Source organism: Streptomyces sp. NPDC101181 (assembly GCF_044767975.1).
Lineage (GTDB): Bacteria > Actinomycetota > Actinomycetes > Streptomycetales > Streptomycetaceae > Streptomyces.
Window position 1 is genome coordinate 359,503 of the sequence record NZ_JBIWOX010000001.1, and the last position, 11,991, is coordinate 371,493.

Consider the following 11,991-nt stretch of genomic DNA (forward strand, 5'->3'; position numbering starts at 1 on the left):
ACACCGGCCCGTTCAGCCGACCTTGACCCACTTCGCCTCGGAGGGGACACCGTCGGCGTCGGTGACGAAGAGCATGTACCAGCCGGGCGGCACCAGCGTGGGGTCGTCCGGCACCGTCACGCTCAGCCGCCCCTTGCCCTTCTTCAGGCCCAGTTCGATGGAGCGCTGCTCCACGTCGGTGCTGTGGGTGACGGCGCTCGGCCGCATCAGCCGGGCGGTGGCGACCCGGTCGGCGTCGGCGCTCGCGAAGGTGACCGTCGCGCCGCGCTCGGCGTCCTTCGGGCCGTCCCCGATCACCGGGCGCTTGCCCTTGCCCCGGTGCAGGGCGGGCGGGGTGTAGACCTCCATGCGCTGCTCGAACTTGCCGAGCTTGGTGTTGTCCTTGTCCCCGTAGAGCGAGTCGGAGCCGAAGGTGGCGACCCGCCCGTCGGGCAGCAGGAGCGCCTCGGAGTGGTAGTTGCGGCCCACAGTGGGCTCGGCCGCCTCCGTGAAGGAGTTGCTCCTCGGGTCGTAGGACTGCGCCTTGAGGATGTTGCTGGCCCCGCGGCCCCGGTAGTCCTGCGAACCGCCGCTGGTGAAGACGGTGTCGTCCGGCATGATCACGCTGTTCAGATAGCGCGTGCCCTGCGGCAGGTCGGGACCGGGCCGGAAGGCCGGGCTGTCCTGCTTGAGGTCGATGACGGCCGTGCGGGCGGTGGACTGCCTGGACTCGCCGACCCCGCCGCCGCCGAGGACCATCACCTTCTGGTCCTGCACGGGCGGCAGCATCAGCGAGGCCGCCGTCTCCAGCTGGTCGGTGTCGGTCAGTCCGGGCACCTTGGTGAAGGTGTTCTTTTTGATGTCCCAGATTCCGGGCTCGCGGCCCTTGTCGGCCGGGCCGTAACCGGCGTTGGCCCCCGGGTAGAAGAGCTTGCCGCCCTTGGTGAGGAAGAGTGCCGGGTAGGTCGGGAAATAGTGGAACGGGCCCTTGCCCCACTTCTTGGTCTTCGGGTCGTAGATCTCGTTGTCGCCCGGCAGGATCGCGCCGACGTCGTCGAGACCCGAGACGGAGAGCACCCTGCCGTCCGCCAGGCCGACCAGCGTGGGATACCAGCGGGCCTCCTTCATCGGGTCGACCCGGATGTACTTCTCGGCCGTCGGGTCGAACTCGTAGGCGGCCCGGATCCCCTGGAAGTCCTGCTTGTCCATGGTGAGCTTCTCGGCGAGGCCGTAGGAGTTGTCCGCCTCCTTGCCCTTGAGGCCGACGATCTCGTACTGGGCGGCGTCGGTCGCCACCGCGTCGGGGCCGTCGTCCACCGCCTCCACGAAGACCCGCTGCTCCGCCGCGGTCACCTTCGTCTTCCACGGCTTCATCCGGCCGCTCTCGGAGTACGTGACATCGAACTCGCGCTTCGCCCTGGGCACGGTGACGTCGAACTTGGCGGCGTACTCGACCCCGGAGGGCGAGCGGAAGACCGTGCCCTTCTTCAGCTTCAGCGGCTTGTCCGGGTTCTCGTTCTTGACCCGCATCCCGCCGCCGGCCCGCTGCACCTTGTCGTCCAGCACCTCGTAGCGTGCGGTGCCGCCCGCGATGAGGAGGCGGCCGTCGGGGAGCTGGGCGTGGCCGCCGCAGAAGAAGTCCTCCGGGGTGGGGATCTTCTGGAAGGTGTTCTCGGCCGGGTCCCACAGCACCGTGTCGAAGGTGCCCTCGTCGAAGTGCTTCTCGTCGTTCCCGGAGCCCGCGACGATCAGCACCTTCCCGGTGTGCAGCAGCGCCGCGTGGATGGCGTTGGTGCGGTAGTCCTCCGGGATGTCCACCCGCTCCCAGGAGCCGTACTCCGCCTTGTAGCCGGGCTGGTCGATCTTGTACGCGTGGTACCTGTCCTCGGCGAAGGAGAGTGCGGCGGGGGCGTTGAGCCCGGCGAGCAGCACCACCGCGCCGCCGCCCAGGACTGTCTTCTTCATCTTCTTCGAGGGCCGGTAGGCCATGGCTCAGTTCCCTCCTGCGGTCGTGGTGGCGGTGGTGCCCGCCGTCGCGGTGGTGGCGGGCACCGACGGGGCCGGGGCGGTGGTGGCGAACGCCGGTTCGGGCAGCGGGGGCGCCGGGGCGAGGATCCCGCCGGGGGCGGCGGCGCGCCGCTCCCGCCGGCCGGTCCAGGCCCAGACGGCGACCGGGGCCAGCGATATCGCCAGGCCCAGGACGGCCCAGGTCCGCATCGCCGCGTGGGTGTGGTCGAGGTAGAGGGACGCGGCGAGCGAGGACAGCAGGACCGCCGCCCAGAAGAGGTGGATACGGAAGGTGAACAGCCGGTCCGGGGAGGTCCGGCCGCCCTTGGGGGTGACGACGAACCGGCCGTCGGTGCGCAGCACGGCGGAGCCCAGCGACTTGAGGTAGACCGGCGCGGAGAGCGCGGACATGGCCATGCCGGCGAGCCCGCCGGAGCCCTCGGGTTCGTGCGGGGAGACGTTGTGCCGGCGGTTCCAGAGGTAGAGGCCGATCTGGAGGGCGGCGGCGTCGCTGTAGAGCATCAGCCAGACGGAGGCGGCGACCTGGGTGCCGGACGCCCCGAACCAGAGGAACAGCACACAGCTGAGGATGCCGAGCAGCCAGTTCACCGCGGCCATCGGGTAGTAGACGAGCATCAGCGAGTAGCTGAGCATCCGGCCGGGCGGCACCCGGAACGGCATCCGGAAGTACTGCGTGAACAGCGTCTCGTAGGTCCCCCGCGACCAGCGCAGCTGCTGGGTGAAGAAGTCCGTCCAGGAGGAGGGGCCCTCGCCGACAGCCAGCACGTCGGGGGTGTAGACCGAGCGCCAGAACCGCCCGGTGCGCGGGTTGCGGCGGCGGTGGATCTCGAAGCCGGTGGCCATGTCCTCGGTGATCGAGTCGTACAGCCCGCCGACCTGGCGCAGCGCGGCGATGCGGAGGACGTTGTTGGTGCCGACGAACATGGGGGCGCCGTAGCGGTTGCCCGCGCGCTGGATCAGCGCGTGGAAGAGGAACTGCTGCGATTCGGCGGCCTTGGTGACGGCCGTGTCGTAGTTCCCGTAGACCTGCGGCCCGACGACGAAGGCGATGTCCGGGTCGCGGAAGTAGCCCATCATCCGTTCCAGGAAGTTGGGCGTGGGCACGTGGTCGGTGTCGACGGAGGCGAGGAAGTCGTAGTCGCCGCCGTGCAGGGCGATCCAAGCGTTGTAGTTGCCGTGCTTCGTCCTCGCCTTGTGGACGCCCTTGTCGCGGTTCCACTCGGGGACCCCGCGCCGGGTGAAGTGGCGCACCCCGAGTTCGGCGCAGAGCGTCCGGGCCCCGGGGTCGTCGCCCTCGTCGAGCAGCCAGACGTCCAGCGGACCGGAGTGGGTCATCTCCACGGCGCCCCGGAGGGTGGCGCGGACCATGGCGAGCGGTTCCTTGCCGGGGACGTACGTGGTGAGGAAGGCGACCCGGGTGCCGGGCTCGGGCGTCACCGGGACCGGGTCGCGCGCCACCAGTGTGGCGTGGGCGATGGAGACGACGTTGACCAGCATGAACAGCTCGATCAGGCCGATGGACACCAGCATCACCGTGTCGGCGGCGACGAGCCAGCTCTCGCCGTTCTCCCGCTCGGTCCAGTGGGTGGGCCAGACCAGGTAGAGCAGCAGGACCCCGGTGAGCACCGGGGCGAGGGTCATCAGCAGGACGGCCCTTATTCGGTGCTTCTCCGTCGAGAGCAGGCTCTTGTACCGCACGCGGTAGCCCGTCGGGTCCGGCTCGGTGAGCGGACCCGCGAGCCGGCTGTAGGTGTCGTAGTCGTAGCCCTCCGACCGCACCGTACCTCCCACTGTCGAACGGGTTGATATCCCCACAGAAGGGGACGGTCAGCGGCGTGTCGACTTGGCAGGTCCGAGTGAGGGGTTTTTCGTCCGGCGCCGGAAAAGCCCCCGGCCGTGTGGCGCCGAGGGCTCATCGGGTGAACGCGGGACGGGCCCGCGCGGACGGGTCGTCAGGAGGCGAGGTGACGCTCCACGGTCTCGACCTTGGAGGTGAGGCCGTCGGTGACGCCGGGCCGGATGTCGGCCTTCAGTACCAGGGAGACACGGCCGGCGCGGGCCTCGACGGCGGCGACGGCGCGCTTGACGACGTCCATGACCTCGTCCCACTCTCCCTCGACGGAGGTGAACATGGCATCGGTGCGGTTGGGCAGGCCGGACTCGCGGACCACGCGCACCGCGTCGGCGACGTACTCCCCGACATCCTCACCGACGCCGACCGGGGAGACCGAGAACGCGACGATCATGCGCTGACCGTGCCTTCGCGGCGGGCGCGGGCGGCGATGACACCGTCGGCCTCGTACTTCTTGAGGAGCTTGTCGCCGTACAGCCCGCCGAAGGGGATCAGGGACAGGACGAAGAAGAGGGCGACGCGTCCCAGCGGCCACTTCGCCTTCATCCAGACGTCCAGCAGGAAGACGGCGTAGAGCACGAAGAGGATGCCGTGGATCATGCCGAGCGGCATCATCAGGAAGTCGATGTCCGAGACCCGGCTGAGGACCGAGCCGAAGAGGATCAGGGCCGGGAAGGAGAGCGCCTCGGGAATCGAGATGAGGCGCAGCCGGTGCAGGGCGGAGGCGGTCTTGATGTCCACGGGGGCACCTTCGTGGGAGGGGTCGTGTGGGCGGGAAGGTCCGTACGGGCTTGTGAACGCGAGCACAAGCCGCCCCCATTGTGGCATCGCGCCCGGCCGCCCCGGCCGCCGGGGGCCTCCCCTCGGCCGGGCGCGCGTATCGCCGCATATCAGGGCCGGTCCGGGGGTGCATCAGGGGAGCATCAAAGGGCTGTCCCGTAGTCCCTGGTGGATCAGCGTGCGGCGTCAGATGCGGTGCATCGCAAGGCGGAGGGACGTCCGAATACTGGATGTATTCGGGCGTTCCGACAACGCGGCGAGGTGCCGTAGCTGTCGTCGTGCGCCCACCAGGGATTACGGGACAGCCCTAAGGGCGTAACGGTTCTGTAGGAGCTGGTCCGGGCGACGGGCGGGCGGCTACCGTCGTCCCGTGGCGATGTTCCGACTCCAAGGCAGCAAGACGCTCGCCGTCGATCTGACGGGCGATGCCGTCAAGGCGAAGAACGGTTCGATGGTCGCGTACGACGGCCGGATGACCTTCAAGAAGATGAGCGGCGGCGGCGAGGGACTGCGGGGCATGGTGACCCGCCGTCTCACCGGCGAGCAGATGACCGTGATGGAGGTCTCCGGGCAGGGCACCTGCTACTTCGCGGACCGGGCTAGCGAGATCAACCTGGTCTCCCTGCACGGCGACAAGCTCTACGTGGAGGCGAGCAACCTGCTGGCCACCGACGCCGGGCTGCGCACGGGCACGACGTTCACCGGGCTGCGCGGCGGGGCCGGCGGCAACGGGCTCTTCACCACCACGGTGGAGGGCACCGGGCAGGCGGCGATCATGTCGGACGGAGCGGCGGTACTGCTGCGGGTGTCCCGGCAGTATCCGCTGACGGTCGACCCCGGGGCCTACATCGCCCACCAGGGCGACCTGCGCCAGCAGCTCCAGAGCGGGGTGAACTTCCGGACGCTGATGGGCGAGGGCTCGGGCGAGGCGTTCCAGATGCGCTTCGAGGGCGAGGGGCTGGTCTACGTCCAGCCGAGCGAGCGCAACACGGTCGGGGGCGATGTCTGATGCCGTTCCGGGAGATCAACTCCAAGATGGTCGAGGCCACGGTGGCCCCGGGCCAGAAGCTGTTCAGCCAGCGCGGCGCGATGCTCGCCTACCGGGGCGAGGTGTCCTTCACCCCGAACATCCAGGGCGGTCAGGGCGGCCTCGCCTCGATGATCGGCCGGCGGGTGGCGGGCGAGGCGACACCGCTGATGACGGTGGAGGGCTCGGGCACGGTGATGTTCGGCCACGGCGGCCACCACATCCAGGTGATCAACCTGTCCGGCGACACCCTGTACGTGGAGGCCGACCGCCTTCTCGCGTTCGACGGGACCCTCCAGCAGGGCACCATGTTCATGGGCTCGCAGGGCGGGGTGATGGGCATGGTGCGCGGCCAGGTCACCGGCCAGGGCCTGTTCACCACCACGCTCCAGGGGCACGGCGCGGTCGCGGTGATGGCGCACGGCGGGGTGATCGAGCTGCCGATCGGCCCCGGCCGGGAGATCCGGGTGGACCCGCAGGCCTACGTCGCCCACCACGGCAACGTGACGAACAAGCTCTCCACCGCGCTGGGCTGGCGGGACATGGTGGGGCGCGGTTCCGGCGAGGCGTTCCAGCTGGAGCTGAGCGGGAGCGGCGCGGTGTACGTCCAGGCATCGGAGGAGAAGCTGTGAGCACGCCCGTGGTCTTCGATCCGATGACGCTGCCGTCCGACGACAACGTCAACTCCTACACCTTCTGCGTGGAGCTCACGGGAAGCCGCTGGTTCCTCCAGAAGGGGAAGATGATCGCCTACTACGGGCAGATCAGCTTCGACGGCATCGGGCACGGCCGGTTCGACCGGCTGGTGCGCTCCAGCTTCCACTCGCCGCTGCACGCGAGCGACTGGGTGGTGGCCGAGGGCAGCGGGAAGATGCTGCTGGCGGACCGGGCCTTCGACGTGAACTCCTTCGACCTGGACGAGGGGAACCTGACGATCCGCTCGGGGAACCTGCTGGCGTTCGATCCGTCGCTCGCGCTCAAGCAGTCGATCGTGCCCGGGTTCGTGACGCTGATCGGCACGGGGAAGTTCGTGGCCGCGTCGAACGGTCCGGTGGTGTTCATGGAGCCGCCGCTGCGGGTCGATCCGCAGGCGCTGGTGGGGTGGGCCGACTGCCCCTCGCCCTGCCACCACTACGACCACGGGTACATGACGGGTGTGATGGGCGGGATCCGGTCGCTGACGGGGATCGGCGGGACGTCGGGCGAGGAGCACCAGTTCGAGTTCGTCGGGGCGGGCACCGTGCTGTTGCAGTCCAGCGAGGCGCTGATGGCGGAGCAGGCGACCGGGGTGGTGCCGGACGCCCAGGGGGTTCCGGGCGGCGGGGGTCAACCCGGTGCCGGACCCAGGATGCCCGGCCAGCTGGGGGACCTCCAGCGTCGCTTCGGTTTGTGAGCGGTAGGCTGCGGAGTGTGACGTCGAACGTCTGCGCGCAGCTGTCGGTGCTTGCGGGCGGGCCCGTCGCCGCGTAAGCGGGTCCGCGTGCCCGTCGTCACACCCATCCATTTCGTTCGGCTTTCAACTTCTTAGGTAGAATGCATATATGGAGACCGAGACGGACACCCGCTGGCTGAGCGACGCGGAGCAGTGCGCCTGGCGCACCCACCTGGACGTCAGCAGGCTGCTGACCCACCAGCTGGAGAAGGACCTCCAGCCGTTCGGCCTGACCATGAACGACTACGAGATCCTGGTCAACCTCTCCGAGTCGGACGACCAGCGGATGCGGATGAGCGACCTCGCCGCCGCCACGCTCCAGTCCAAGAGCCGGCTCTCGCACCAGATCACCCGGATGGAGACCGCCGGCCTGGTGCGCCGTACGCACTGCGAGTCGGACCGCCGCGGCCTGTTCGCCGTCCTCACCGACCACGGCGCGCAGACCATGCGCGAGGTCGCCCCGCACCACGTCGCCTCGGTGCGGCAGCACTTCATCGACCTGCTGTCCCCCGAAGCCCTCGCCGAGCTGCACGCCGCCCTCACCCCGATCGCGGAGCATCTGCGGGGCAAGCGCGCCAAGGCGTAGCCGGACGGGGAGCCCCCCTCAGGACGGGCGGGGCAGCCGGAGCCGGAAGGCCGCGCCGCCCTCCGGGGCCCGGTGCACACCGAGCGTCCCGCCGTGGCGCGCGGCGACGTCCCGGGCGATGGCGAGGCCCAGGCCCGCGCCGCCGTCGTCGCGGCTGCGGGCGTCGTCCAGCCGGACGAACCGTTCGAAGATCCGCTCCCGCTCGTCCTCCGGGACGCCCGCCCCGTCGTCCCGGACCTCCACCCGCACCCCGCGCCCGTCGGCCGCCACCGACACGGCGACGGCCGTGTCGGCGTGCCGCTGCGCGTTGTCCAGCAGGTTGCCGATCACCCGGGCCAGCTGCCCGCGCGACCCGTTCACCTCGAACGCGCCGCCCTCCGGCACCTCCACCGCCACCGCGATCCGGTCCCCGGTGCGCTGCGACACCTCCTCGCGCACCAGCGCGCCCAGCTCCACCGTCCCGCCCCCGGGCTTCTCCCCCGCGTCCAGCCGGGCCAGCAGCAGCAGGTCCGCCGCCAGCGCCTGGAGCCGTACGGTGTCGGCCACCGCCCCCGGCAGGTCCAGCAGGTCCGGGTGGGCCTCGGCCACCTCCAGCTGGGTGCGCAGCGAGGCGATCGGGGAGCGCAGTTCGTGCGAGGCGTCCGCGACGAACCTGCGCTGCCGCTCCACGGACGCCTCCAGAACGGTGAGCGTCTCGTTGGTGGTCCGGGCCAGGGCGGCGATCTCGTCGCGCGAGCCGGGCTCCGGCACCCGCCGGGCGAGATCCTCCGACGCGGTGATCGCGGCCAGCTCGCGGCGGATGCCCTCGACCGGCCGCAGCGCCCTGCGGGTCACCAGCCAGGTCACCCCGGCGACGACCACCAGCAGCACCGGCAGCCCGGTCAGCATGGCCCCGCGGACGGTCTTCACCGCCTCCTGCTCGGCGGCGAGCGGGGCGCCCGCGTACACGGTGAGGGTGACCCCGTCGGGGGTGGTCGCCTCGACGGCGGCGAACCGGTAGTCGGCGGTGGCGCGGTCCACGGTGGCGGTGCCGTCGGAGAAGGCCGGAGAGTCGGAGGAGACCTCACCCCGGCCGGGCCCGCCTCCGTCGTCGGCGGCATCGTCGTCGTCGGCGGCGGAATCGTCGTCCTCGCCCGGCACCGGGGAGGCCGGGGGCTCCGGGGCGACGCGCCGGGACTCCGTGCCGGAGATCGCCCGCAGCCCCTCCGACGCCAGCACGACCCGGCCGTCCTCGTCGACGGCCTGGACCGGGTGGTCCTCCGCGTCGTCCAGTTCGACGTCCTCGTACGGGGTGCCCGTGGCGAGCTGTCCGGCCGCCTCGCGCGCGGCCACCTCGGCCTGGAGGTCCGTCTGGTCGATCAGGTTGCCCCGCAGGACGAGGAGGACGGCGAGCCCGGCCCCGACCAGGGCGACGGCGACGACCAGGGTGGCGCCGATCGCGGCCCTGGCCCGTACCGACCTCATCCCGCCTCCAGCCGGTAGCCCGCGCCGCGCACCGTACGGATGACGGCCGCGCCCAACTTGCGGCGCAGGGTGGAGATGTAGACCTCCACGATGTTCGGGTCGCCGTCGTAGGCGAAGTCCCAGACGTGCTCCAGGATCTCGGCCTTGCTGACCACCTGCCCGGCGCGCAGGGCCAGTTGCTCCAGCACCGCGAACTCCTTGGCGGTGAGGGTGATCTCGTCCTCGTCGCGGACCACCCGGCGGGCGGCGGTGTCGATGCGCAGGGCTCCGACGGTCAGGACGGGCGCGGCGCTTCCGGCGCCCCGGCGGCGCAGCAGGGCGCGGACCCGGGCGACGAGGACGACGTAGCTGAAGGGCTTGGTCAGGTAGTCGTCGGCCCCGGTGTCCAGCCCCTCGGCCTCGTCGTACTCGCCGTCCTTGGCGGTCAGCATGAGGATCGGCACCTCGTGTCCGGCGGCGCGCAGGGCGGCGCAGACCCGGTAGCCGTTCATGCCGGGCAGCATGATGTCCAGGATCACCAGGTCGTAGCCGCCCTCGCCCGCCCGGTGCAGCCCCTCCAGGCCGTCGTGCACGACGTCCACGGCGAAGCCCTCGGCGGTGAGCCCCCGGGCCAGGGACACCGCGAGCCGCTTCTCGTCCTCCACGATCAACAGGCGCATGCGCACAGCCTCGCAAACTCCACCTGAAGACGCCTTCAGGTGGCTTCAGGCTGCGTTCAGCATCGGGTCGGCAGTGTGGAGCCCGTCAACCAGCACAGCAGCCCTCGGGGAGGAACCTCATGAAGCGCAACGTCACCATCGCAGCGATCACCGCGGCCGTCCTGGTCGGCGGCACCACCGCCGCCACCGTCGCCTTCGCGGACAGCGACGGCGACCGCGACCGCACGCCGGCCAGGAGCGCGGGCACCGTGAACCTCGCCGACGCCTCCGCCTCCGCCTCCGCCTCCGACGACCGTAGGGACGACGCGTCCGACGACCGCACGGACGCCCCGGCCGCCGCCAAGGACACCCGGATCACCCTGGACCAGGCCGTCGCCGCCGCCCTGAGGAGCACCCCCGGCACGGTCACCGAGGCCGGGCTGGACCGGGACGACGACGACCACGGCGGCCGGACCGTCTGGGAGCTGGACGTCCGCGGCTCCGACAAGAAGTGGTACGACGTGACCGTGGACGCCGCCTCCGGCAAGGTCCTCACGGCACACGAGGACAGGAACGACGACCGCCGCGATTCCGGCTCCTTCGCCGTCTCGCTGAAGCAGGCGGCCGAGGCGGCCCTGAAGACCGCGCCGGGCAGCGTCACCGCCATCGACCTGGACACCCGGGGCGATGACGACGACAGCCGCCGGGGCGCCCCGCACTGGGACGTCGACATCGCGGGCAAGGACGGCAAGCAGCACGAACTGCACGTGGACGCCAAGACCGGCAAGGTCACGGCGGACCGCGACGACGACGCCGACGACCGGGACGACCGCGCGGAGGACCGCGACGACCGGGACGACGACCGCGACGGCGACGACGACTGACGGGAGCACCGCTCCTCCGGTACGGAACGGGCCGGGCCCGCATCGCTCAGGCGACGCGAGCCCGGCCCCCGTCGTTCACCGGGGCATCGCGGACTGCTGGCCGCCGGTCCCGCGCCGACGGAAGCGCGTTCCGGCCGACCTCCGGCGGGTGGGGAACGCCCTGGTCACCACCCGGGAGATTCTGCCGCACGGTGGTCGAGGCGGCGGGCGTCGACGTTCCCGGGCCGCCGGCCCTGGCCGACTGACGATCTCCGGCGGCGCCCGGTCGTCCCAGGACGGCCGGGCGCCTCGGGGCCGCACTCGCCGCTCCGGGGAGCCTCCTCGCGTACGGTCAGCCGCTCCCCGTCACCCCCGCCACCAGCTCGTCCGCCGCCGCGTACGGGTCCAGGTCCCCGGCCACGATGCGTTCGGCCAGGGCGTGGAGGCGGCGGTCGCCGCGGAGGTCGGCGATCCGCTCGCGGAGAGCCGTGACCGCGATCGTCTCGACCTCGTGGGCGGCGCGGGCGGTGCGGCGCTCGGTCAGGGCGCCGTGCTCCTCCATCCAGGCGCGGTGCTTCTCCAGCGCCTCCACCAGCTCGTCGGTGCCCTGGCCCCGGGCCGCGACCGTCCTGACGATCGGGGGGCGCCAGTCGCCGGGGGCGCGGGACTCCCCGAGGCCCAGCATGTGGTTCAGCTCGCGGGCGGTGGCGTCGGCGCCGTCGCGGTCGGCCTTGTTGACCACGTAGACGTCGCCGATCTCCAGGATTCCGGCCTTCGCCGCCTGGATGCCGTCGCCCATGCCGGGGGCGAGCAGCACCACGGAGGTGTCGGCCTGGGAGGCGATCTCCACCTCGGACTGGCCGACGCCCACCGTCTCGACCAGGACCACGTCGCAGCCCGCCGCGTCCAGCACCCGGATCGCCTGCGGGGCCGCCCAGGCGAGGCCGCCGAGGTGGCCCCGGGTGGCCATGGAGCGGATGTAGACGCCCGGGTCGGAGGCGTGGTCCGACATCCGCACCCGGTCGCCGAGCAGCGCCCCGCCGGAGAACGGCGAGGACGGGTCGACGGCGAGCACGCCGACCCGCTTGCCCGCCCGGCGGTAGGCGGAGACCAGGGCCGAGGTGGAGGTGGACTTGCCCACGCCCGGCGAGCCCGTCAGGCCGACGACGTACGCGTGCCCCGCCAGCGGGGCCAGCGCGGCCATCACCTCGCGCAGCTGCGGGGACGCCCCCTCCACCAGCGAGATCAGCCGGGCCACCGCACGCGGCCTGCCTGCTCGCGCCTGCTCGACCAGCGTGGGGACGTCCACGTCCACGTTCACCGCTCCGTATCTCGTGCCGGG

General features: G+C 71.7%; 12 protein-coding genes. 5 read left to right on the forward strand and 7 right to left on the reverse strand.

The features are described 5' to 3' along the window. Positions 1-12: 12 nt before the first annotated feature. The 4 genes from ACIRRU_RS01515 to ACIRRU_RS01530 form a co-directional block, all read right to left on the reverse strand. On the reverse strand, positions 13-1,968 hold the full coding sequence (locus ACIRRU_RS01515; RefSeq protein ID WP_403674758.1) for a galactose oxidase-like domain-containing protein: 1,956 nt from the start codon (positions 1,966-1,968) through the stop codon (positions 13-15). Between the two features lie 3 nt (positions 1,969-1,971). After that, a complete protein-coding gene (locus tag ACIRRU_RS01520; protein WP_403674761.1) occupies positions 1,972-3,786 on the reverse strand; it encodes a glycosyltransferase family 2 protein in 1,815 nt (604 codons plus the stop codon). Positions 3,787-3,959: 173 nt separating this feature from the next. Next, positions 3,960-4,253: an MTH1187 family thiamine-binding protein gene (locus tag ACIRRU_RS01525; RefSeq protein WP_363200805.1), complete on the reverse strand. Its 294-nt coding sequence runs from the start codon at positions 4,251-4,253 to the stop codon at positions 3,960-3,962. Next, positions 4,250-4,600 carry a DUF3817 domain-containing protein gene (locus ACIRRU_RS01530; protein WP_363200806.1) on the reverse strand — a complete coding sequence of 117 codons (351 nt, stop codon included), beginning with the start codon at positions 4,598-4,600 and terminating at the stop codon, positions 4,250-4,252. Before ACIRRU_RS01530 ends, ACIRRU_RS01525 begins: the two co-directional genes overlap by 4 nt. Before the next feature lie 415 nt (positions 4,601-5,015). On the opposite strand from ACIRRU_RS01530, the gene ACIRRU_RS01535 reads away from it, so the two are divergent. The 4 genes from ACIRRU_RS01535 (at position 5,016) to ACIRRU_RS01550 (ending at position 7,684) form a co-directional block, all read left to right on the forward strand. Next, positions 5,016-5,648, forward strand: a complete 633-nt coding sequence (locus tag ACIRRU_RS01535) for an AIM24 family protein (RefSeq protein WP_363201037.1) — start codon at positions 5,016-5,018, stop codon at positions 5,646-5,648. Beyond that, positions 5,648-6,298: an AIM24 family protein gene (locus ACIRRU_RS01540; protein WP_403674763.1), complete on the forward strand. Its 651-nt coding sequence runs from the start codon at positions 5,648-5,650 to the stop codon at positions 6,296-6,298. The genes ACIRRU_RS01535 and ACIRRU_RS01540 overlap by 1 nt, the downstream gene beginning before the upstream one ends. After that, positions 6,295-7,059, forward strand: a complete 765-nt coding sequence (locus ACIRRU_RS01545; protein WP_403674765.1) for an AIM24 family protein — start codon at positions 6,295-6,297, stop codon at positions 7,057-7,059. Before ACIRRU_RS01540 ends, ACIRRU_RS01545 begins: the two co-directional genes overlap by 4 nt. A 148-nt stretch (positions 7,060-7,207) precedes the next feature. Further along, positions 7,208-7,684: a MarR family winged helix-turn-helix transcriptional regulator gene (locus tag ACIRRU_RS01550; RefSeq protein WP_403674767.1), complete on the forward strand. Its 477-nt coding sequence runs from the start codon at positions 7,208-7,210 to the stop codon at positions 7,682-7,684. An 18-nt stretch (positions 7,685-7,702) separates the two neighbouring features. On the opposite strand, the gene ACIRRU_RS01555 is transcribed toward ACIRRU_RS01550, so the two are convergent. Both ACIRRU_RS01555 and ACIRRU_RS01560 read right to left on the reverse strand, forming a co-directional pair. Further along, on the reverse strand, positions 7,703-9,148 hold the full coding sequence (locus tag ACIRRU_RS01555) for an ATP-binding protein (RefSeq protein WP_403674769.1): 1,446 nt from the start codon (positions 9,146-9,148) through the stop codon (positions 7,703-7,705). Further along, complete coding sequence (locus ACIRRU_RS01560; RefSeq protein WP_403674771.1) at positions 9,145-9,807, reverse strand: response regulator transcription factor; 663 nt, start codon at positions 9,805-9,807, stop codon at positions 9,145-9,147. The genes ACIRRU_RS01555 and ACIRRU_RS01560 overlap by 4 nt, the downstream gene beginning before the upstream one ends. Before the next feature lie 119 nt (positions 9,808-9,926). Here ACIRRU_RS01560 and ACIRRU_RS01565 point away from each other — a divergent pair, with 119 nt between their 5' ends. Beyond that, positions 9,927-10,670, forward strand: a complete 744-nt coding sequence (locus ACIRRU_RS01565) for a PepSY domain-containing protein (protein ID WP_403674774.1) — start codon at positions 9,927-9,929, stop codon at positions 10,668-10,670. A 331-nt stretch (positions 10,671-11,001) separates the two neighbouring features. Here ACIRRU_RS01565 and meaB read toward each other — a convergent pair whose 3' ends face one another. Further along, positions 11,002-11,970: a methylmalonyl Co-A mutase-associated GTPase MeaB gene (gene meaB / locus ACIRRU_RS01570; protein WP_403674776.1), complete on the reverse strand. Its 969-nt coding sequence runs from the start codon at positions 11,968-11,970 to the stop codon at positions 11,002-11,004. Positions 11,971-11,991: the final 21 nt, after the last annotated feature.